A 22,852-nucleotide genomic window follows, 5' to 3' on the forward strand; every position below is an offset into this window, starting at 1 on the left:
TCCCAATAGATAAATATTGGGACTACGCGGGCATAAAGGCGAATCATGTAGTCCCAATAAAGTCGATTTGCTAAAAAGTTGTCATTTTTACTCATTTTGTATCATAATAGAAATAAGTCATCCCCCGAAAGGAACCTTCCTATGATGATAAAAGAACGAACCCCGTCTCAAGAACTTCTCACACTTCGCTCCTTGAACCTACGAATGAATCTAACCGATCAACAAAAGAAGAAGTTGCTTCGCCTCGAATCCGGTTATGAAGGCGAGCTGAAGTTTGATCAGATGTTAAAGCAGCTTGGTCAGGACAAATATGTTTTGTGTGATTTGATGTTAGAGATTGATGGCTCTTATTTTCAAATCGACACCGTGATCATCACTTCACAAATGATCTACTTCTTGGACGTCAAGAACTTCTATGGAGATTTCAGTTATACGCCTGAAAAGTTGAAGTCCAGGGATAGCAGGCCCGATTATAAGAACCCACTGCACCAACTTCATCGAGGAATAACCCACTTCAAGCAATTGCTTCATTCCTTAGATTTATCTTTCCCCGTTTCCCCTTATGTCGTATTTATCAATTCCGACTTTACCCTATATGAAGCTCCTTTACATGAACCTATGATCTTTCCCACCCAACTCAATCAATTCTGCTCACAATTAGTAAAAAGAGAGGCTTCTCTAGATAAAAGGCATCATAGCTTAGCCAAGGCACTGTGTAACCTTCACCAATCTACCCTCCGTTTCGCGAACCCCCCTGATTATGAATTTAACCAGCTTAAAAAAGGAATCCACTGTCTGCAGTGTCAATCTTTCTCGACCACTGTGAAAAAAGGGAAGATCTACTGCTCGGAGTGTGGCGCTTATGAAGCAACCAGAGAAGGTGTGATAAGAAGTACAGAGGAATTCAAGATCCTATTTCCAACAGAACATGTAACTTCAAGCATCATCGTGAATTGGTGTCAGCTCGACCTGCATCAAAAGACGATTTCCAGAATACTAAAGAGACATTACGAAAAAAGAGGGGAAACGAAAGGTATTCATTATGTGTGAATCCACAAGAAAAAGGACCCGTCGCCATGACGAGTCCTTTCCTAATTTAAGCGGCTTCCTCTATTTCTTCTAATTCGACCCATACGTTTTGTTCATCAGATGGATCAAAATAGAACGTGTACGTTCCATCTGCTTCAGGCGTGAAGGTGAGGTTCTCGCCCTCCAGCCATTCACCTTCGCGTACATATTTGAATTGAACTGTTTCTCCTTCGGTTAGCGTGATCCCGTCACTTTCCCAGAATCCGGTCTCTTTATTAAAGGTTAGAAGCTGATTGTCCGTTTCCCAGTCGAGAGGGGCTGAGCCGCGCAGCACGACTTTAGAGTACTTCTGTTCTTCAGAGGGATCCTGCTCAACAAGGTTGCCTTTGACTTTGAATACAGATACAGAGTTTTCATCGACGGTAAGTGGTAGCGATCCTTTCTTACTCTTGAAGGAATCGTCGGTTAATACGGATTCCAGTTGTACACGATTCGGACTCTCGTCGTGGTACAACTTTTTCAGATCAAGTTCACGGTCATCAGATGCTCTGTTGACAATGACGACGATTTTTTCTTGTTTCACAGATCTTTCAAAAATCATCAATTGATCCTCTGAGTAGATGGTGTTGAAATCGCCTTGTGTTAAAGCAGGGTGTTCTTTTCTCATGTCAATTAATGCTTCATAGTGAGCTTTGACATCGAGGTTCTGCTCTTCTTCATTCCAAGGCATCATCTCACGGTAGTAGCGGTCTTTCCATTCGCTGACGGCATTATGATCACCGCTTTGGGAAAGTCCTACTTCGTCTCCGTAGTAAATGATCGGAGCTCCTGGCAGTACGAACTGAAGGGAGGCAGCGTTTTTCAGCGTTTCGACGTTTCCGCCTGCTTCAAATAAGAAGCGTGGCATGTCGTGACTATCAAGGAACGTCGTGCCTATGAATTCATCGTGATAAGCGTCTTGAATCGTAGAAAGCTGATTGGTTACTTCGTTTAGACTGGTGTTGTTCAAGTAAGCATTGGCGATGGCACCTTGTGTTTCGAAATCAATCGCACCGTCAAGCTTCCCAGTGTAAGAAGTGATTTTCTCGAGGTTGTCCCATACTTCTCCGAAGATAAAGGCTTCATCATCAATCTCCTTCACTTTGTCACGGAAGTCCACCCAGAAGCTCTGGCTTGGTCCTTTGGCATAATCTAACCGGAATCCGTCCACTCCGATTTCCTCGAGCCAGAACGGAATGACTTCATTCAGCATGTAATCACGCGTTTCCATGTGATCATTGTTGAGCTCTGGAAGTTCGCTGATGCCATAGAATGTTTCATACTCATCCGGCCAGTTCAGGAACGTGTACCAATCGAAGTATTCGCTGTCTTCTCCTTTTACAAGAGCATCTTGGAAAAATTCATGCTGATTGGATGTATGGTTCGGCACTAAGTCATAGACGACGTGGATATCCATGTCGTGTGCTTTTTCCACTAATTCCTTCATCAGCTGATTGCTTCCGAATCGCGGATCGACGTTCATAAAATCTGTTGGGTGATAACCGTGAGAGTATGGCCCTTCGTAAATAGGGGAAACCCAAATGGTATTCACGCCAAGGTCTGAGATATAGTCGAGCTTCTCGATGGCGCCTTGCAAGTCTCCACCCATCCAGCCTTTCAACTGCTCGTCATAAGGAAGTTCTTCATTAACGGATGTGTTATTTTCTTTATTTCCGTCGTAGAAACGGTCGACGAAAATTTGATAGATGACGGCTTCTTTCGCCCAGTCAGGGGAAGCGTAATCTTCTACATAGTAGGCGAATTCAGTAGCTGCGTCTGAATTCAGCGCATGTCCATCTGCATATTGAGATCCTTGTGATTGCGCATTCCATACATCAGTTATGTATTTGACGCGCGTTCCATTTTTCTGGGCAGGTATTTCCCCCGTATAGATGGATGTTTTCAGTTCACCTTCCCCAATTGTGAAACTTTCCCTATCAAGGTTAAGTACGGTTCCATTTGATGCATTCCCTTTTTGACCATCTGGGGAGGAGCCGTCTGTCGTATAGTAAAGCGCAGCATCGTCAATCGGGCCGTAGTGCTTCACTTCAACTTTGACGGTGACGTTATCTTTCTGGTCGGGTGTGTACGGTTCGTGATTGAATTCATGAGTCACTGATGTGGCGATCGGAATGGCAGTCCATGATGAAACCTTATCTTGAATCACAGGTTCATCCGTACCAAACTCAGCTTTTCGCGGCTCGCTGCGTACTTCCATGTAATTCTCTGAACCCAAGCTGTACCAATAGGATAATGCCTCACCTGGTTCACCACGGATCGTCAGCTGAAATGTATCTTCAGCCGTTTTTTCCATCGGGCTGATGTCGTGGTTGAATCCATTTTTACTGTGAGCAACGGTAGGCGTCAGCCAATCTGGAGTGGACGACGGTGTTTCCAGTGTAAGCGTCAGGCTGCCCTCTGGAGCATTGGCAAGCTGAACATCGACGGTCCGTTCGCTGTCAGGATGGAATACGAAAGTGAAATCCCCGTCCTGAGTCGGAGTGAAGGTCAAGTTTTCGCCTGGCATCCAGTTGCCGTCATATACGAATTTATATTCAACCGTTTCGCCCCCTTTAAGAGCGATCGGTTCACTTGACCACGTTCCTTCTTCAGACTGATAGGTCAGTGGATGATCGTTCGAACTCCAATCTAGCGATTCTGCACTTCCTCGCAATACAACAGAATCATAGGTTTGTTCAGCACTTAGTGCAACCGGTTGCACAAATGTCAATAAAAAAAGGACAACGGCTAGGACAGAAAAATACTTTTTCAAAAACATCCCTGCTTTCATATATTTTTGGAACCGTTTTCATAATAATACAAAAATTTTCAACTGTCTAGTCATAGGTGGGAAACCATACTTCCATACAAGGCAGAAAGTCCTAGAAATTTCGTCGCTTGAAATTTCCTGTCGACTAAAGTAACATAATCTGTAAACCTTTTTGTTTGAATTGTCAGTTAAATGCATTTAAAATGAAGGAAAGTTTTGCTATAAATCTTGATAGGGAAAGGGTAGGAAGTTATGATACAACCAGATGATCGTATTGCAACACCTGGACAAGTGGTCAGTTTTGAAAGAAACGAAATTATGTTTACAGGTCGGGTGATCCCGAGTCAATGTCAACGCTCCGTCATTGTGGACCTTACAATAATGGATAACTTAGAGGAAATTGATTTTGAATATGACAGAACGGTTGTGGCTCATACCAACTACCGTATTATAGAAGAATAAAATAGAAGCCCTCTTGTAGTCTTGTGGACTCGGGAGGGTTTTTGTCGGAAAGTGACTCTGTGTAATTACATATAAAGGAGAAGTCAGAACATGAAACAGACAGTCAAGAAAACCATCGTCCCTTTATTATGGTCAACCGCACTTCTTTTTGGACTAACAGATGTACATACTTACGCTGAAGACGCAGGTGAGCAGGAAGTCATTGCGGTTTATAAGAACGAAGCAGGTAAACAAGCGATATCCGAGGCTGGATCTACTTTGGACAACCTAACTGAGTTGCAGGCTCTATCCGTTTCCATATCCGATCAGGCACTCGAGCGTCTTGAAAACAATCCCAACGTCGAATACATAGAAAAAGAGTCCAGTACAAGCTTGATGGGACGTGCAGCGCAGTGGAATGTCGAGGCCGTTCATGCTCCAGAAGCCTGGGCTGATGGTTATACAGGCGCAGGGGTGAAAGTCGCTGTCATCGACTCCGGTGTCAATGCCGATCATCCTGATTTGGATATTGAAAAAAGCATTTCGTTCGTAAGTGACAACGCAGAAACGACAACGGTCGATGAATCATCACCTATGGACCAGGCTGGACATGGGACGCACGTAGCCGGCGTCATCGCAGCCAACTTCGGAGGCGAAAGAGTGTACGACCAGGACGTAGCTGGTGTAGCCCCGGATGTCGAACTGTATTCGTTGAAAGCCATTGCGAAAGAGGAAGGCAGCACGCTTGATATTATCGAAGCGATCAACTGGTGTATCGAGAACGATATCGACATTATCAATCTATCCGTGGGGAGCGGTGAAGATACGCCGTTGTTTGAAGAAGCCGTGAACAAAGCCTATGAATCTGGCATTCTCATCGTCGGGGCAAGTGGCAACGACGGGCAGGGTACGGATGTGCGTTATCCTGCAAGGTACGACAGTGTAGTTGCCGTGTCTTCCGTGGATAAACAGAATGAATTGTCGTCCTTTTCTTCGTTTGGTCCTGAGGTGGAATTTACAGCTCCAGGTGAACCGATTGTAAGCACGTATGAGGATTCTTACGCAACGATGGGAGGGACTTCCCAGGCGGCCCCTCACATTACCGGTTTTCTCGCACTTCTGAAACAAAAGCATCCTGATATGACCGTAGCACAGTTAAGAGATGAGCTGCGGAAATATACGATCGATTTGGGAGAAACGGGTCGGGATGAAAAATTTGGCTATGGGTTTGTTGATTATTCAAATTACGATGGTGTGCCTCCTGAAGATGTCCAAAACATTGAACTTACGGAGCAGAACGACGGTGTTACCCTGCAGTGGGACAACCCAGCAGATTCAGATTTTCATAAAGTGAACGTGTATGTGAATGGTAAACTCAGTGGTGAGACAGAGCTTCCAGAATATCATTTTGATCGTTTAGGAGCGTCCCAGTCGGTTACATTGAAGACCGTTGATTTGAAGGGGAACGAGTCTGATGGCGTTGTGTACCGTAATGAAACGGAACTTGCTGAACGAGCAGCAGCCATACAGGATAAGCTATCCGAAAATCCTGACGCCGTCGAGCTTTGGGAAATTGAAGCGGCTGAATATGCGGCTGAGAAGTTGAATGACCCAGCTATGGAGCAGCTAACATCAGATCTCGAAGCTTATAAGAAGTCGATTGGGCTGAAGGAATTCAAGTCTGTCCAAGCCAATCCGACAAAAGATTTCACAGTCGAATTCAATACAGAAATCAATGCCGATTCCATTGGTGACCAGGATGTTTTTGTCAGACATAACGGGCAATTTGTGGAAGGTGTGAAAGTCACTTTGTCTGAAAGCGGGAAAGTATTGACGATCCATGCACCAGAAGCTGGCTACTCCGCCGGCGACTACTCTTTATATATATCAGCTGATGTTTCAGGGCAGAATGGTCAAGGGTTGAGTAACCCTGTGGTAATGGATTTCAGTTTATAAGGGAATATAGAACACAAAAAAGCGTGCCATAAAGGTACGCTTTTTTGTGTACTAATGAAATTATAAAGTTGGCACGATGGCAGCTTTCATCTGCACCACTTTATTTTAAATAGGGAGGAATGTTACATCTTTCGGGTGAGTGACGGTGGGAGTGACCGTCTTTAAAGATATACATATATTGGTACGAAAAGAGCAGGACGTAAGCGGGTGGTGGAACATTTGTATATATGGTTTGATAAATGTAAGGATGTGGAACAAGAGTAAAAAACAAAGGGAGGACATCATGTGATGAAAAAGTTGGTCGGTCTATTGCTGGCGTCATTGTTTATTTTAGGTGCAGCAGGGTCCATTTCTGCAGCTGAACGAGAGAATGTTCCGTTGGATAAGGATTGGACGGTGAATTTTAATACGGAGATGAGCATGAATGACGGAGGGGTCCTTTTATATGATGCTCAATGGAACCCGGTTGATTTCGCTCTATCCTATGGCGAAGATCAAACTCAGCTGATTGTCGGTGCGGAGGATGCTTATGAACAAGGGAGTACATACACGTTACAGATTACCGACGACCTTTATTCGAAAAAAGGTGTCGCTCTCCAAGATGAGAGGTCTCTAACGTTTTCGACAAAGCCCGGCGCGAGTGGCATGACGGACAAAGAGATGCATGAGCTTGTGTTAGACAAAACGAAAGCGATTGAGAAGATAATCTCCAATGACCTGAATGAAAACCTCGGCGGTGAGCGGGACTTTGACCGTGTAGAAGGAGAACTTAACAACTATGCAACGGACTCTTTCGTTGATGGTTTCTTGAAGGACGAATACCTGAACAAAGCTTGTGGGGGCTGTGACCGGTTCATCTTCTTATACCAGCCTGACTTTGAATTGCACTTCGAAGTTGAAAAGGATGAAGAGGATCTAGTACGTGTGACAACTGTCGAAAATGCAGGATTTCTTTCGGATGGTGGATACGGGACCTATGAATTCAAGAAGATCGATGGTGAGTGGATGTTGAATGAATACACAACCGCTTCCTTTGAGGAAGGTGGATATTTAAATGTAACTCCTTTACAAGGGGAGAAGTTTTTAGAAAACACACCTGATCTTGAAGCAACCTATGTAAGGACTGTGGAGTTGGAAGGGATAGCTGGTGGAGAAGTCCGCCCGATTCATGTCTATAACACCAATCAAGAACGTGACCTGTACGTAGACAGCTATAACGCCTTCTCTTCAACAGCCGATATGTTAGATGTAGAACCGTTATCTGATCAGGAAGTGAAGCAGATTACGCATGACAGTGTCGAAGCTGTGCACGCCATCATCAACCGGGATATCAGCAAATATTTGGATAACGATACGAAGAAGGATTATGACCGCGTGCGTTCTGAATTACTCGAGGTCGCGACAGAGCCCATGGTCGATTCAACGTTGAAGGAATACTACGATAACGCTTGTGGGGCCTGTGATTATCGATACTTCCAGGAACCAAAGTGGAACTTACAATATCATGTTTTGCAAAATGATGGCGAAACCTTGCGAGTCGAATCTGCCTTTCCTACGTCACTGATGGATGACGGGGGCTTTGAAATTTACGAATTCGTATTAAGCGACGAGCAGTGGTTACTAAATGGTGTCGAACAAAGAGATTTTACAAACACAGACCATTTAGACGTATCGCCTGAAGAAGCCGTTCAATATTTAGATACAACAGATCGTGGTGGCGACTACACATACGTGAGAACGGAAATGAAGGAGCAGATTTTCGGTGAAGGGTCTCAAGTTCGCCCTTATCACCTTATTGAATGGGAAGGTCCGAACGGGGCGACGGATCAGCTATGGTTTGATTCTTTCACTGGTTTTGTCGAATAGGACTATTCTCACTACCATATTTTGTAGGGCATGCTATACTTTTCTGAAAAACAAGTGAGTGATCGTTATGAAGAAGTTGACCATTGCCCTTATGATGTTCATGTTTATCGTTGGTATAGCCGCTGGGTTCCTGCTTCACTTGACGTCGATTGATACGGCAGATGAGCAGGTCGACCAAATTGCAGATCAATCCTATGCGCTGTCCTTGCCTGAACAAGAGTCGGTAGAGGCACTATCCGAACAAGATATTGTGCGAAGCTATCAGAGTAGTTACTCGTCTTTAGTATCGGATGCAGGTCAGCGCATACAGAGTTTAGCATCGGAAGCGCAACAGGAATATGTCACGAAAATGAACAACCAGGAGGACGTTTCCTACAGTTATTTCTTCAGTAAGTACAGTTCTGCAGCCAATCGATTGGAGAAGACGACAGACGAAGCGTTTGCTGTGATCCACGATCAAATGAGCCAGCAGCTAGAGAGTTCCGGCTATCCCAGTCATGCTGCAGAAGAGCTGAAGAAAGATTACGAGCAGACCAAAAAGCAGTGGAGAAGTACGTGGCTTGATGAAGTACAAGCTGCATTTTAATAAAAAATCGAAAAATGACACATTTCGGACTTGTTCCCATTTAAAGAAAATTTTATAATGATAGTTATAGATTTTCTGGTTGTTGAAAGGTGGGAAAGATTTGACGCAGCTATCCAAACTATTTGTAGATCACCATGAATTCTCGATGCTCGGTAGGTATAGTGTTCGAATTGACAAAACCATCGTTGTCGAACCATTCAAACCTTTAACGGAAGACGCGTATCGCCGACTGGTCAATATGGAACCATTTATTAAACGGATTGGCATACAAAGCTCCAACTCTCAGAATTCAATTGAATACGAAGGACCTTACGCATGTAAACGGGTTTTTGGCGTTCTCGTGTTTAATAGGGTTTCTTCTACATAATAGGGAAGCGGTCAACGACAGGGTGATCGCTTTATTTTGTATACGATGATTTCGCCTCAACATCCTTCCCTGCCCCGCCTTGGACTATATGGAAAGCGACTAAAAAAAGCGATCGACTTAAGTAAATAAGTCAATCGCTCGTCACATGCTACTCTTCGGTTTGATCTGAAGATGTGTACTCCAGTTTGGTTTGAAGCTGATCTTTTACGTTTTCCAGGCTCTCTTCGTCTGGCACGAAGTAGAATAGCCCGTCTTCCAAGCGTTCGTTTACTCCTTGGATTTCAATCGATTCGGTCGTTGATTCCTTAGAGGAGAACGCTTTTTGAATCGCATAAATTTCGCGTGGTGAGAGGTTCGTTGATATATTTTCACCAACTACATCAGATATCTGTCCTACTTTAAAGATGGTTCCAGCTGAAATCGCTTCGTCAATCGACGCTTTGATAAACTGTCTTTGTCGCTCATCACGAGGATACGTCAGTGCGGCATCTCTTTTTCTCATTCGAACGAAGGCCAACGCTTCTTCACCTGTCATCTTCGTAGGTCCCTCTTCAAATTCGATAATCTTGTAATAATCGATGCTGCTTCGTTCCCAGAATGGCTCTTTCACATCAATGGTCACGCCGCCGAGCAGGTCTACGACTTCAATGAATCCCTCAAAGTTGACGGTAGCGTATGTGTCGATCGGAATGTCCAGGTAATCCTCGACGGTTTCAACGGCTAATTTTTCAGCACCGTATCCAGATAACTCCCCAAGTGAATAGGTGGAATTGATTTTGTGATAACCAGCGTAAGCATCTCCGACTTTTTCAGCAGGAAGCTCCACTCTCGTATCTCTTGGAATGCTCGTCATCGTCATTTCTTTCGTTTCCGGATCAAGGGTCATGACGATCTGAGTATCCGCACGGCCTGCGCCGCCTTCTGTCGCATAGTCTTCCACTCCTAATAGAAGAATGGAAATCGGATCTGATCCGATATCGACTGGCTGTTCCCTCAAATCCGATTTATCGCCACGTTCTAAATCTTTATATGAAGCGGTATAAACTTGTGTAGCGTAATAGAAGCCAACGCCAATACAAAGTGCAAACACAAATAAAATAGCGCCAATAATTCTGAATCGTTTTTTTCTATTTCGTTTTCGTCTTCTTTTGATTCTGGTTGTTGCCATAAAAAACACCTCTATTTTTACCTCTCACTTTCACATTGTATCATATCGGTAAAGAATCAAAGGTTTTGCTGAAAAAGCCCTGCTCACGATAGAGCAGGGCATCAGGCTTAGTTGATCTCTTCTTTTTCCAAAATCAAGTAGTTCATTTCTTTTCTTTCGATACTATTATACCGTTTCGCGTTGAACAGGTAGAAAATGATTCCAATTAATACCCAGACGCCCAGTGCGATATACGATTCTGTTCCAAGTGATGCCGGGGACCATGGAAGCAGAAGCAGGGCAAGAAACCCGATTGCACTGATCATTCCAATTAAGGAAAGCAGTTTTTTACCTGGTGCGACGACATCGGCATAACCTCTTGCTTGCTGCTTGTCCGACCAGCGGAAGAACTTATAAGCAGTTGCCGTGCAGAAGAAGTAAGCGATCGCTACACCGGTAGAAGACATGTCGACAACCCAGAGCAGTGCCTCACGGCCGAACCACGGGGCAATCAGGCAGATGGCCATGGTGAACAAAATGCCGACATAAGGCGTTTTATGCTTGGAATGGAGCTGACGGAACATATCAGGCAGGATGCGTGCGCGCCCCATAGCAAAGGTCAGACGGCTTGCCGAAATGTAGAAACCGTTCAATCCTGTGAAAATCCCCATACAGACTGCGGCGGCGATGATAAATACACCGGCGCGGCCCATATAGCTCTCGATTGCATCTCCTGTTCCCCATACAGAACCTGTCTCCTGTATTTGAGCGAGAAGATTCTGCCATGGCATCGTACTGGCTGTAATCAGAATCATGGCGCTGTAAGCAAGTCCCGCAGCAAGAAGGGACCAAATGATCAGACCAAATGCTTTCTTCGGTTCAAACTCGAACTCTTCAGCTGCCTGAGGGATATTATCAAATCCTACGTAGGCAAAAGGCGCAATCGCAAGAATGGTCAGAATCGATGCAATCGCTGTTTGGTCCGGTGTAAAGGCCGGCGTGATGTTTGAAAGACTCGGACCTTCAGAAAAGATGGCACCGACCGCAAGGAGACTGATTCCAATGATCAGAATAATACTGAATACGAATTGGGTTTTACCGGAGAAGCTTGCTCCACGAATATTCAGAATGGCAAACAAAATAAGTGCAAGACTGGCAATAGCAATTTGAATGATGGACACTTCATAACCGGCAACGGTGTACATATTTCCTGTCCGGACAAAATCCGGGAATAAAAACTTTGCGAGCAATGCCAAAGCAGATGCGTTCAACGCGACAATACAAATATATCCAAGCGTCAGGAACCACCCCGCTATAAAAGCAAATCCTCGTCCAAATCCGATGTAAGCATACGCGAACTCTCCACCTGTAACCGGGAATTTCTCGATCAAGAACCCGTAGCTGACACCGATGATCATCATAAGCGCGGCGCCGAGCAGAATCCCGATAACGACACCGATCGGACCTGCCTGTGAAATCCAATCTGTCGGAAGAACGAAGGCTCCCCAACCGATTGCCGATCCGAAGGCAATTGCCCACACCCAGTGCGGCTTAAGTGATCTTTCTAATTTTTTTCTTTCTCTCGTGGCCATTATATGTTTTCCTCCTAAAAATAAAAGACGTACCTCGACTATTCTATTAATGATTCGTCATATTTCGCAAGCCATTTACGTTTATATTTACCCACAAAGATGAAGTTAAACTTAAATCCGGTGGAAAATAAAAGCAGGGCGGCTGAACGGCTTTTCGATTTCATAAAATTTCCTGGGCAAAATGGCTGATTTATCATTAATCTTCTTCAAATAGTGACATAAACACCGATATAAATACTATTGAAAAGATTTTTGTACATATCGAAAGGGGGAAACGTTGACGAAGGGAGATCTACCCTTTGTCAGTTTACTATGAGAATTCAACATCTAAGATGGAAGTCGGCGGGCATGACCCTGATGACGGCCGTTCTGCTATTTGCCTTTTTACCATGGCAGGGCGATGCATCAGCAGTCGGTAAGGGGACGATCAGTGTGTCGTCTGTGTATGAAGATTCGGAGAGAAAGACGGTGTCGATCTCGATTGAGGCTCAAGATATCGAGAACATGGAGAGCGGCCAATTAGAGCTGCGTTATGATCCTCAAGTCGGTTACGTAAGAGGAACCGACAGCGGCAGCAGTCTTGAAGATGCCATTACGGTCATCAATGAGGATGAAGCGGAAGATGGAATAGTCAAATTTGCTTGGGTTGCAACAGATGAGGTTGAGAACGGAACGCTGTTATCCCTTGATTTTTATACCACACACGAGCAGGGCGTGAAAGCAACAGACCTTGAACTTGTAGAAACACAAGTGTTCGATGAAGATGGAGATGAAATCGGTGTATCGCTAAGCGACGGATACATAAAGCCATTTGACGGAAAAGTTGAATCAGAGGAAGAAGTGTCTGGAAATAAGACATGGACCATCGAGTTCAGTACACCGATTCTTGAATCTTCCATTTCCGAACAGAGTGTGTATATTCAAAACGAAAGAAGAAATGCATTAGTAGACGTCAACCTATCCCTTTCGAATGATGGAAAAGTATTGACGGTGAAACCTGCAGATGAATTAAGAAGATCTTATGATTACAGCTTGATCGTTTCAGAGAATGTACGCTCGATGACGAATACTCGATTGAAAGAAGCGGTCAAAGTACCGTTTACAGTTCAATAACAACAGGAGGCAGCGGTATGAACAAAAAAGTAGGCGGGTTATTTACGATTTTTGTGCTTGTCTTAACGTTATTTTCAACCAGCCAAGCACTTGCCTACCGTGACTCGGTAGTCGAAGTGACCCAAGTATATTCAACAAGTGATGAAGTGACAGTCGCCGTGAAACTGCACAACTTCCGTGACCTGAACTCTGGAAGTTTTCAAGTCTCAGTCCAGGATGCTGATCTTGAGCTGGATGGGTTTGACCCCGCTCCAAAGTTCGATAACGGAATGTTCAATACGACGTCCCGTGAAGACGGAGATACGCTTAACATCAGCTTCCTAGCTTCTGGTGAGGAAGTCGATGTCGATGCCTCTGTGCTGGGTTACATCACGTATGAAGTAGATGATTCAGCGGATTACGGGGAAAAATTTGATATCGAATTGAGTAACGTATCCATTACAGACAATGATGACGAAGAACTCGTCGAGGCGGCTTTTGATGGAGCGATTTACTACGAGCGGTCTTTGGGCGATGTGAATGACTCCAACGAATTGAATGCAGCACAAGCGATGAAGATTCTTCAGCATGCGAATGGATCTGAGACGCTTGACAGCTCAGACCGAGCATATGCGGATATCGATGGAGACGGAAACATTTCACAAAGTGATGCAGAAGAATTGCTCGAATACATTGTTGGATCAAAAACAAGTATGGCACGCATTACGACAGAAGAAGTGAATACAGCTTTTCTTGATGTTCCTTACAGTTTCCAAATGGAAGCGAAGTACGGTCAGGCTCCCTATACATGGGATGCACGTAGACTTCCAAGTGGCCTTGAGTTAAATGAACAAACCGGCGTGATTACCGGTACACCTTCACGAATCGATGATGGAGAAGTGACCATCACAGTTGAAGACCGTACAGGTGCGGAAATGAAGAAGACCTTTGACTTCTCTGTCATTGAGTCTGATGTAAGACAGCTTGAGGAGATTTCACCGATCAGTGTGGAAAAAGGCGACAGTGTATCTCTTCCAGACAGCATTCAAGTCACGTACAAAGACGGGACAACTTCTAATGAAGACGTAGACTGGCAGGACTTCAGCACAACTTCAACAGGTGAATTCCTCGTATCCGGTATGGTTGATGCTGTCAGTATGACGATTACGGCTAAAGTTATAGTCTATGATGGGGACGAGAAGCCATATGTTCCAGAGGACCAGTTAGGCGCAGTGGAAACAGACTATGTAGGATTCCTTGATGTTCACACGATTACGGTGGATGTAACGGATAAAGTTTCCCGCGTGGTGATCGTTGCTGGACGTGATGAGATTGATATGAACGCGGATGTGGATAGTACGTTCAGCCTTGCAACGCCGAGGTTGGAATCTGGGGATGTTGTGACGCTTGTCGCTTATGATTATTTCAATGAAAAGATTACGGAGAAGAAAGTTACTTTGAGATAAGAGGGGGATTAAAGTGAAGAATAAAGTATTTGGATTTACTATGATTTTGACCTTGGTATTTGCTGCTTTAGCACCTTCTGTTCACGCTGAGAATCTAGAAGATCCTCAAAATATAGTATTCGATGAAATAACGGACTTCCGTTTAGAGAATATTGGTACAAATGAAGTGAACATGACTTTTGACACGAAAAATTCAGATAATGGGCTCGATATTGACCGTCTATTTTACGTAGTTGTTGAAAGTGACAGTATTGTATCCAGCGGCAGTAATAACCTTGACCGGTTAGTTGGCGTCACTAAGTCTAGTGGAGTACTTGGGGATTTAGAAGAGCTAGTCGTAGATAATAACGACGCACATTTAATTACAAATCCAGAGTTACTTCTGGACTTGGCTAGTGGTGATGTTGTAAAAACAGGCGTAGTAAATGATTTACAAGGTGGAGTAGAAAACGCTGAAATTAACCTGGATGGATTGGAGGAGAATGTTAATTACAAAATGTTTGTAGTAGGGGCAACGCCTGAAATGGGCGTCCCGCAGATTATTGATTCTCCAGACGGATTCAGTGATATGGCAAATCGGTTCCTGAAGATTCATTTATCCGATGATAATGGAACGAACAGAACCTATGAGATTTCTTATTACGATCAGAACGGAAATTTCCATTCTCAAGATGTAGATGACATAAACAGTAATACAGCTAACGATGGAGACTTGAGGTTCGGGATTAATAACGATGGTACTATCAACGAAAACGCAACTGGAGGGCAACGTTTCACTCTAAGAGTGTCTACAGCAAATAGAATTGCGGTAGGGGATAGTTGGCTACTTGAGTTTGACGATGATGGTGACGTTTACGAAGATCCTGCTAGAATACGACGTCTACCTAAAGCTGAGTATATTGATGATGGCTCAGAGTGGGAAGATGGACATCTCTTTGCTGATGGTGACCATGGTTATGTAAGCTTTTCTACTGACCCGTTCCCTAGGTTGCTTCCAGGTATTGGGACTGACGGGACAGGCTTCAGTATTGACGAAGCTCCAACAGAACAGGAGTTTAATTACTTAAGAGGTGTTTATGCTAATACCCGAGGAAGTGTTTCAGTTAGGTTTGATAATGATATTAAACTGACACCAAGAGGCCAGGAGCAAATACAAATTCTCGATAGTGAGGGAAATGACTACAGGTATTACGAGGCATTCAACAGAGGGATAAGTGACGGAGGCTCTGTACTCGAAATAGAATACGAAGCATTGGATCCGAACAAGGAATATTATGTAAGTATCCCAGCGGGTAGCCTAGCTACAGAGGTTGGTAATGATAATGGATTAGGACAATTTAACTTGGGTAATGAGTTCAATAAACTTATCTTCTATACAGAGAAGAAACCAACTATCGCGACAACGTTCTTTAATCCAGGTAATGAAACATTTGATCATACATTCTCTCCATTCAGCTTGAATCCAAGCAATGATATTTATAGAATCCCTGAATTGGTTGGAGTAAACAAACTGGGGGTTGGGCTGAATCAGCAGTTGATTTTGAATTTCCAAGACGCGATTATTCTTAATGGAAACCCTAATTCTAAGCTTGAAATTGACTCTTCTGGAAGTAATCGTAACTTGAGTGCGACTGCTACAGTGAATGAGAGTAGACCAAATGAGCTGATCATTACAGTTCAACATGGTTTGGATAACCAAAATTTATTACGTCCAGATACCATTTATGATTTAGTCATCCAACCAGGCATCGTAAAAGACCGCTTTGGAGGAAGCTCTTATTCTGAGAGTGACACCATTGAAGTGAGCTTTAAGACAGCAGATGGATTCAAGAATGCCTTCTTGGACAAGTCCGCATATGAATTGAACTCAGGCCTTCTTCAAACGCCGAGTCATAATATTGCGATTGATGTGCCTAAGGTGTTCATTCGAAACGTAGAAACAATCCACTACCGTCAAGGACTTGCGCCAGATGCACAAGTCGCTCCAAACCTTACCAACGTGGATGTTGAAGCGGATGCGGATGTCGAGTATTTAACGGTTTCAACAAACCAAGATGAAAGAAGAATGCTCGAACGTGGAGCGAATGGTAAATTTACAGCTACATTCGCTGGACTAAGCTCTAACGTAACACAGCTTGAAATTACAGCGTACGATGTCAATGAGAACGAACTTGTTACACGCGTGTTCCGTTTGCAGGGCGCACCTGGATCTGAGTTCAACAACGAGTATGTTCCGGAGATTACAGACATATTCGGGGAGCGGGTATCGCTTTACGAATTGATGCAGCAACCGGATCTTATGAGACAAGTGCTCGAGCAGATCCCTGTAAGTGAGTTAGACCGTATCGGAGTTCTTGAACCATTCTTCGCTCCATACAATGATGTACCTTAAATAACAGTAGAAAACCCCGTGATGCTGGTAACAGCTTCACGGGGTTTCTTTTGGTTTTCATCCAAAGAAAAGAGCCTCTCCCACATCTATATAATAGGAAGAGACTCATCATTTAATTTGTAGAGAACTTGAACTTAATCGGCTGGCTGAGTGCTTCTCCGTCTTCTGTTTCTACATCATCTGTAATATATAACTCATAATCCTCATTTGAGTCATAGCGGTCTTCCGGAATGATGTACAGCGTTCGTCCGCCGATGATCTCTGCTTTGATATCATGTTTTCTAGTGCTCGATTCTTCCCGGATGTACACGGAACGGTTATCGATGCTGTCAGGATCTATATCCTGATTAAATGTGACAATCCAATACTTTTGTCTTGAGACGCTATCATCTGTCTGCATGACAGCCCATCCATCTTTTGAAGGACCTACGATGACTCGTACCGTATCAACTTTTCCTGTATCCGCTGAGCGGGCTCGAATGATGGTTGAGCCTGTGCTGACCCCGCGTACCCTGCCGTTACTTGTAACCGTGGCAACTTCTGTGTTGAGTGATTCATAGTGAAGTTCTTTGTTCGTTGCCCTTGATGGATAAAAAGTGGGGTTCAGCTTCACTGTATCTTCTGCATCAACTTCGATCGGGTCATCAGATATGTTAAAGGCGGATAGTTCCGTGTAGTCGTCATCATACACATGAACGGTGATCGAGCCTTTTTTCCTTTTATAAAGGGTCGTGACCGTAATTTCGGCTGTTCCCTCTGAAACGGCCTCAATCTTACCGTTCTGTTTCACTTTAACGACAGAAGGCTTACTGCTTTCCCATTCGTACACATATTGATCTGTCGCGCTTAAAGGATAAATCCTATACTCTAACTGATACTGCTCTTCTTGCTCCAAGTATAAATCATGTTCGTTGCCTTTTATGAAAATGCGGTCGACCGGCACGTTCACTTCAATTTCCACCGAATCTGAGTAACCGCCATCGATTGTCGTAGCGGTAATGGTTGTTTTTCCTTCGGACACGGATGTCACTTCACCTTGTGTATTGACCGTAGCGACATCAGGATCTTCCGAGTCCCAAATGATTCGCTTATCTGTTGCGTTATAGGGGTAAACGAGAGCTTCGAGTTGAATGGAGTCTTCCTGGACGTCCAGCCACTCAGGTACTCTTTCTAACGTAACGGACTTCTTGTTCAGCTCGACACCTGAAACAGGGACGGCAATGATGACTTCGATGGTATCTTCATATTTCCCATCTAGGATCGACGCTGTAATCGTTGCGCGGTTTCCTTCGACGCGAGTCATGTCTTCGGTGACTTCTATACGACCGTCGTCAGATACGGAAACCATGTCGGGGTTGCTGGATGACCATTCGATTTCAGTAAAAACAGAACCTTCTGGTATCAAACGAGCGTTGAGTTCAGCATCGTCGCCTTCTTCTAATGTGATCGTTTCACGATCGATTTCGACGCCTTGAGCGAGTGTGAGGGTCAAGTTATTCGGAATGCCTCTATTGTCAGCCGATCCGTCACCGAGTTGTCCGTAATCATTCAAGCCCCATGTGTAAATATCTCCGTCTTCTGTTTTAGCTATGGAATACCTGGTGCCGGCATCGACTTCTACGACATCGTTGATTCCTGCTATTTGAGAAGGGGGCTGGGTGACAGCGCTGGATGGGGCATAGCCCAGCTCTCCTACAGAATTGTCTCCCCAAGACCAGATATTGCCGTCCGTATCAAGAGCTAAGTTATGGTACGCACCGGCAGCAACATGTTCGATTTCTGGTAAAGATGGTACGAGAAAAGGAGTGGCAAAATCGGTCGGTGCCGCGTTCAACCCGAAATCATTCCGTCCCCAAGCCCATACTCCACCATCTTCATCTAAAGCTAGGGAGTGGGAGCTTCCGGTGGCAATCCCTTTTATTTTCGGAAGTCCTTCAACTTCATAAGGGGTTTTGGTAAAAGCGAAACTTACGGGCATCTGCCCGCCCCAGTTCTCTCCCCAAGCCCATACGGTACCCTCTTCATCAAGCGCCAGGTTATGATTTTGGAAGCTTTCAATTTCTACAATATCTTCAAGCCCCAGGATTTGTTCCGCCGTCACCTTTTCACCGGTTGCTTTGAATTCGTGCTGGCCGAGCTGGCCGAACTGATTGGAACCGAAGCTCCAGACCGTGCCGTCCGCTTTCAAAGCAAGGGAATGGCTGTCTCCCGCAGAGATTTGGGTGATGTTCGATAACTTTCGTAAAGTGAATTCATTCGAGTTGTCTTTTTCGAAAGCCATGACCTGGGTAAGCTCAGGCTCTGTAGTCGAAGGCTCGCCGGTTCCGGCCTGGCCATTGTCGTTAGAACCGAAGGAGAAGACTTCTCCGTATTCGGTCAGCACGAGAGAGTGGATGTCTCCAGCTTCGACACTTTCAATCACTTCTTCTCCTGTTCCAATCTCGCGAGGCACAGATGTTTGTTTTTCCTTAATCGTTAATTGGTCAAAAGCGTTCCATCCCCAACCAAGTAAGTGCAGCTCTCCGTCGTCATCTTCGATTAACGTCAAAGTGTGCTTTCCATAGACGGAAATCGTAGACTCAGCGTGAACGGGTTGATGGATGAAGCTCAAACTCAATACGATAAGAAAGAGACTGATGACTTTCCATTTAATCATAGTTTACAACCGCTCCTTCTAACTCATTTTTTGTAAAGTAGTTCGGAATGTCTTCGATTCGATAATAGCCGTTCTCGTCGTCGGTGAAATCAAGGCGCTCTCCGTCAATCAAGAGATAGGGATCGCCTTCAGACAAATCGAGCTGAGACGATTCGATAATGACTTCTGTCGAATAGTTCTCATACGTCAGCACAACCCCGCCTAAATCGATAACGGACTGTTCAGCTTTTGTATCGTGCGATTTTTGAACGGTAAAGGTCATCACAGCATGCTGGTTCAATGGTTGATCATCTTTACCGAATGTGGTGAACTTCGTGATGTACAGACGATAGGTATGTCCATATTCGTATTCCCCGTTATCCGGCTCAATCGTGAGCTCTTTATCATCTACTTTTCTATCAATTGGAACAACCTCGTCATCTTCGTTCAAAATAAACACAGAATCGCGGGCTAAGTCTGGCTCTTCATTGAAGGTGACCGTCCACTCTTTATCGACTGCGACGTTCATTTTCCTGCCGAAGTTTACAAACTGGATGTCGTCTTGTGGGGTCGTATCAATTGTGGCCCCTTCATCACGTAACTCTTCCAGGATCTCAACGGTGTCCGGGTGTCCGAGCATCAGTTGATTCATTTTCAGATTCAAACGAGCTTCTGGAAACGACTCATTTGAGAGAGGGGAGAGGTCATAAATGAGATTTCCCTCTAAATTCAAATCTGTAAGTGACGGAAGGTCATGAACATCGGTCATATCTTCAATCTTGTTATATGCAAGTTGGATACGGGAGAGGTTGTTATGGCCCCGTATGGCATCAATCTCTTCAATGTCGTTTTCGTTGGCATATAGTTCAACTAGTCGATACATCCGGTCAACTGCAGAAATGTCCTCGATTTCGTTTTTACTGATATGAAGAGATTTCAAGTCGTTCAAGTCTTCCAGTGCATCGATCGAAGTTAGACGGTTGTCCGATATCCACAGGTTTTCCAGTTCGTCCAGGGATTGAAGCGGACGTACGTTTTTAATTTGATTGTTCGTCAAATAAAGCGACGTTAAGTTTTCGAGCTCCCCTAGCGGATGTACTTCCAAAATCGAGTTATCCGATAGGTTCAACCATGTTAAACCTTCCAGTTCATCAAGGAAGGCAGTCGACGTAATGTAGTTGTCGGACAGCCCTAGATGGGTGAGGTCATCGAGCTTCTCAAGCCCCCACAAGTAGTCGATTTCATTACTGCTGAGGTAAAGTTTTTTCAAATTCGTCAGTTCTCTTAATGGTCCGACAGATTGGATCCTATTGTTAGAAAGATAAAGTTCCCTCAAGGAAGGGAAGTGTTCAATGCCTTCTAGATCCGTGATTCCTTCGTTCTGTAAATCCAATACCGTAATATGGGTCACTTCGTTTTTAAAAATATCTTCGTCATCATCTTTACCTAAAAAGTCGCGAATCGCGTCTTCAAAATCTTCATCAGCAAACCGGATGGTTTCGTCTGTATCCATCCCCGTTTCGCTCCCTTGTTGAGGCAGATACTGGAGCGTGCCTGTCTGAGTTGGCAGCGTAGTAAACCAGTTCAATTCAGCAGATGGAGCGGTCACATCGAGCTTGTTTTCTTCAACACGAAGCTCTTTGACTTTACTCCAATGATGCAGGTCGCTTAGGGAGCTTAAGTCATTGTCACTGAGCCAGAGCGACTCCACATTTCTCAAACCTTCAAGCGCTTTGACATCTGTAATTTTGTTGGACTGGAGATGAAGACTCCTGAGGTCTTTCATATTCGCTAAGGCGTCCAGGTTTGAAATATTGTTATGGTCCGCCCATAACGACTCTAAAGACGTAAGGTCGGCCAGGTCATCGAGCGACTCAATTCCGTTATTGTTGACATACAGCCCTTTTAGCGAGCTGAGAGTTCCTAACGGGGCAAGGTTCATAATGTTATTATCATTTACTTTCAATTCCTCCAAGTCTGACAGTCCACTAAGGGGGCGGAGGTCTGAAATATTGTTTGATGATAGAGATAAACGCTCAAGTGAATGCAATCTTCGTAAAGCTCCAACATCTGAAATCCGGTTGTTATGTAAAAACAGCTCTTCCAAATGATCTAAGTAGCTGAGGGATAAAATCGACTCCAATTCGTTATGGGATAAATCTAATGACTTAAGATTCTCATATCGTTCAATCCCTGCGATGGAGTTCAACTCGTATTGAGAAAGGTCCAGCTCTTCAATGTCTTGTTTGTCTTCAGACGACAAAGGTTCATCAAGACCGAGCTCTTTCAGAATCGCTTCTTCTAACTCCTCTGCGAATACAGAAGTGGGAAGTAAGAATATCGTGATGAATAGTAAGGTCATGGTCGACCGTTTTAATAGTTGAATCATGTTTTTCACTCCGAACTAAGTAAAATTCTCCCTTCTTCTTATATCGGTTTATATCCTCAGCTATCAAGGCATCGAAAGCTAAAAAAACTCCAGACCGTGTATGATCTGGAGTTATAAAAGTATTCACTTAAAACTGACTGGCCACCTGCCCTAAAAGATTGGACCTTCGGGATTCTTTTGAATTTTCGTATTGGGATTTAAATTCGCTTGCTGCCCCTCTGCTGTGACCATGTTTAGCCAGTTCGTTCTGCATAGCACCGTAAATTTGGTTAAAGGCTGAATCTGTCTTCCCTTCCAGACGTGTGGCGGCGGATTTGTATTTTTGGTAGAAATACGAGTAAGAAATGCTCTCACCGGCTTCTTTCTTCGCGATGTACTCATTTTTAGCCTGTCCGACTAATCCGTTCAACCGCGACTGAGCCTGGGACTCAAGCGAGTTGAAGCTTGGGCGGTATTTACTCTTAATATCCGCAACGGATTTTGTACTCGAAGAATCTGAGGAACCATTATTAGAAGAGGAACCAGAATCATTCTTGCTGCCTGAGCTTGTGTTGGAATCATTGGAAGAACCGTTTGTTTCATCCTTATTATCTTTACCTTGTTTGGCAGTTGATGAACTGGATGAGGACCCTTGACTACTAGTAGACTCTTCTTTTTCAGTAGATGTACCTGTCTGTGAATCTGTTTCTGAAGTATTACTACTGACAGAGTCAGAAGATTGATCCGTATTAGCTTCATCAGTCGATTCATTTTTTGTGCTGGCGCTTGCTGTATTTGTAGAATCCTGCTCAGAGGAATCAGTGCTTTCATCTGTATCCTCAGGAAGTTCAATCTCGTACTCCGAGTCAGCAATTTCGTCGACTTCTACATCTGACGTCTCATAATCTTTAAAGTTAAACAAGTATGTAAAATAACCAGCGACGACTAAGATTACCGCAAGTAGTCCATAAGCAATATATCTTTTTTTCATTCATGCACCTCCGAATATATTTCTTTGATTATATCATGGTTAAATAAGGAACTAAAAATAATCTTTTCACATATTTGTAATAAAAGTATGAAATAAAAAAGGATTATCAGGAAAT

14 protein-coding genes are annotated in these 22,852 nt (G+C 44.1%); 8 read left to right on the forward strand and 6 right to left on the reverse strand.

What is annotated here, in order from left to right; translation table 11 throughout:
- Positions 1 to 144: 144 nt before the first annotated feature.
- Entirely contained in the window at positions 145 to 1,050 is a 906-nt protein-coding gene (locus tag LCM20_RS12890; RefSeq protein ID WP_225195885.1) for a nuclease-related domain-containing protein, read from the forward strand.
- Between the two features lie 46 nt (positions 1,051 to 1,096).
- On the opposite strand, the gene LCM20_RS12895 is transcribed toward LCM20_RS12890, so the two are convergent.
- Positions 1,097 to 3,841, reverse strand: coding sequence for an alpha-amylase family glycosyl hydrolase (locus tag LCM20_RS12895; RefSeq protein ID WP_225195886.1), 2,745 nt, complete (start codon positions 3,839 to 3,841; stop codon positions 1,097 to 1,099).
- A gap of 249 nt (positions 3,842 to 4,090) precedes the next feature.
- On the opposite strand from LCM20_RS12895, the gene LCM20_RS12900 reads away from it, so the two are divergent.
- The 4 genes from LCM20_RS12900 (at position 4,091) to LCM20_RS12915 (ending at position 8,687) form a co-directional block, all read left to right on the forward strand.
- On the forward strand, positions 4,091 to 4,300 hold the full coding sequence (locus LCM20_RS12900; RefSeq protein ID WP_225195887.1) for a YkvS family protein: 210 nt from the start codon (positions 4,091 to 4,093) through the stop codon (positions 4,298 to 4,300).
- A gap of 90 nt (positions 4,301 to 4,390) precedes the next feature.
- The gene (locus LCM20_RS12905; protein WP_225195888.1) at positions 4,391 to 6,235 is read left to right on the forward strand and encodes a S8 family serine peptidase; all 1,845 of its coding nucleotides are present in this window, start codon (positions 4,391 to 4,393) and stop codon (positions 6,233 to 6,235) included.
- 288 nt (positions 6,236 to 6,523) lie between these two features.
- Positions 6,524 to 8,101: an Ig-like domain-containing protein gene (locus LCM20_RS12910; RefSeq protein ID WP_412098003.1), complete on the forward strand. Its 1,578-nt coding sequence runs from the start codon at positions 6,524 to 6,526 to the stop codon at positions 8,099 to 8,101.
- Between the two features lie 67 nt (positions 8,102 to 8,168).
- Positions 8,169 to 8,687 (forward strand): hypothetical protein, encoded by a 519-nt coding sequence (locus tag LCM20_RS12915; RefSeq protein ID WP_225195890.1) that lies wholly within the window; start codon positions 8,169 to 8,171, stop codon positions 8,685 to 8,687.
- Between the two features lie 515 nt (positions 8,688 to 9,202).
- Here LCM20_RS12915 and LCM20_RS12920 read toward each other — a convergent pair.
- Both LCM20_RS12920 and LCM20_RS12925 read right to left on the reverse strand, forming a co-directional pair.
- Positions 9,203 to 10,222, reverse strand: coding sequence for an LCP family protein (locus tag LCM20_RS12920; RefSeq protein WP_225195891.1), 1,020 nt, complete (start codon positions 10,220 to 10,222; stop codon positions 9,203 to 9,205).
- 107 nt (positions 10,223 to 10,329) lie between these two features.
- Positions 10,330 to 11,793 carry an APC family permease gene (locus LCM20_RS12925; protein WP_225195892.1) on the reverse strand — a complete coding sequence of 488 codons (1,464 nt, stop codon included), beginning with the start codon at positions 11,791 to 11,793 and terminating at the stop codon, positions 10,330 to 10,332.
- A 312-nt stretch (positions 11,794 to 12,105) separates the two neighbouring features.
- Here LCM20_RS12925 and LCM20_RS12930 point away from each other — a divergent pair, with 312 nt between their 5' ends.
- Genes LCM20_RS12930 through LCM20_RS12940 form a run of 3 tightly spaced genes read left to right on the forward strand, consistent with a single transcriptional unit; the run spans position 12,106 to position 16,743 of the window.
- On the forward strand, positions 12,106 to 12,906 hold the full coding sequence (locus LCM20_RS12930) for a cohesin domain-containing protein (RefSeq protein WP_225195893.1): 801 nt from the start codon (positions 12,106 to 12,108) through the stop codon (positions 12,904 to 12,906).
- A 17-nt stretch (positions 12,907 to 12,923) separates the two neighbouring features.
- Complete coding sequence (locus LCM20_RS12935) at positions 12,924 to 14,351, forward strand: putative Ig domain-containing protein (protein WP_225195894.1); 1,428 nt, start codon at positions 12,924 to 12,926, stop codon at positions 14,349 to 14,351.
- A gap of 13 nt (positions 14,352 to 14,364) precedes the next feature.
- Entirely contained in the window at positions 14,365 to 16,743 is a 2,379-nt protein-coding gene (locus tag LCM20_RS12940; RefSeq protein WP_225195895.1) for a hypothetical protein, read from the forward strand.
- A 112-nt stretch (positions 16,744 to 16,855) separates the two neighbouring features.
- Here LCM20_RS12940 and LCM20_RS12945 read toward each other — a convergent pair whose 3' ends face one another.
- The 3 genes from LCM20_RS12945 to LCM20_RS12955 form a co-directional block, all read right to left on the reverse strand.
- On the reverse strand, positions 16,856 to 19,399 hold the full coding sequence (locus LCM20_RS12945) for an Ig-like domain-containing protein (RefSeq protein ID WP_225195896.1): 2,544 nt from the start codon (positions 19,397 to 19,399) through the stop codon (positions 16,856 to 16,858).
- A complete protein-coding gene (locus tag LCM20_RS12950) occupies positions 19,392 to 21,767 on the reverse strand; it encodes a leucine-rich repeat domain-containing protein (protein WP_225195897.1) in 2,376 nt (791 codons plus the stop codon). Before LCM20_RS12950 ends, LCM20_RS12945 begins: the two co-directional genes overlap by 8 nt.
- Before the next feature lie 127 nt (positions 21,768 to 21,894).
- Positions 21,895 to 22,737: a hypothetical protein gene (locus tag LCM20_RS12955; protein WP_225195898.1), complete on the reverse strand. Its 843-nt coding sequence runs from the start codon at positions 22,735 to 22,737 to the stop codon at positions 21,895 to 21,897.
- Positions 22,738 to 22,852 lie beyond the last annotated feature (115 nt).

This window comes from Halobacillus litoralis (assembly GCF_020171725.1).
In the GTDB taxonomy this organism is placed as follows: domain Bacteria; phylum Bacillota; class Bacilli; order Bacillales; family Halobacillaceae; genus Halobacillus; species Halobacillus litoralis_F.

Coding starts and splice junctions, on each gene's coding strand:
- LCM20_RS12945 (WP_225195896.1), bottom strand. CDS start 19,399: ATGATTAAATGGAAAGTCATCAGTCTCTTTCTTATCGTATTGAGTTTG.
- LCM20_RS12935 (WP_225195894.1), top strand. CDS start 12,924: ATGAACAAAAAAGTAGGCGGGTTATTTACGATTTTTGTGCTTGTCTTA.
- LCM20_RS12920 (WP_225195891.1), bottom strand. CDS start 10,222: ATGGCAACAACCAGAATCAAAAGAAGACGAAAACGAAATAGAAAAAAA.
- LCM20_RS12930 (WP_225195893.1), top strand. CDS start 12,106: ATGAGAATTCAACATCTAAGATGGAAGTCGGCGGGCATGACCCTGATG.
- LCM20_RS12890 (WP_225195885.1), top strand. CDS start 145: ATGATAAAAGAACGAACCCCGTCTCAAGAACTTCTCACACTTCGCTCC.
- LCM20_RS12910 (WP_412098003.1), top strand. CDS start 6,524: ATGAAAAAGTTGGTCGGTCTATTGCTGGCGTCATTGTTTATTTTAGGT.
- LCM20_RS12925 (WP_225195892.1), bottom strand. CDS start 11,793: ATGGCCACGAGAGAAAGAAAAAAATTAGAAAGATCACTTAAGCCGCAC.
- LCM20_RS12955 (WP_225195898.1), bottom strand. CDS start 22,737: ATGAAAAAAAGATATATTGCTTATGGACTACTTGCGGTAATCTTAGTC.
- LCM20_RS12950 (WP_225195897.1), bottom strand. CDS start 21,767: ATGATTCAACTATTAAAACGGTCGACCATGACCTTACTATTCATCACG.
- LCM20_RS12905 (WP_225195888.1), top strand. CDS start 4,391: ATGAAACAGACAGTCAAGAAAACCATCGTCCCTTTATTATGGTCAACC.
- LCM20_RS12915 (WP_225195890.1), top strand. CDS start 8,169: ATGAAGAAGTTGACCATTGCCCTTATGATGTTCATGTTTATCGTTGGT.
- LCM20_RS12900 (WP_225195887.1), top strand. CDS start 4,091: ATGATACAACCAGATGATCGTATTGCAACACCTGGACAAGTGGTCAGT.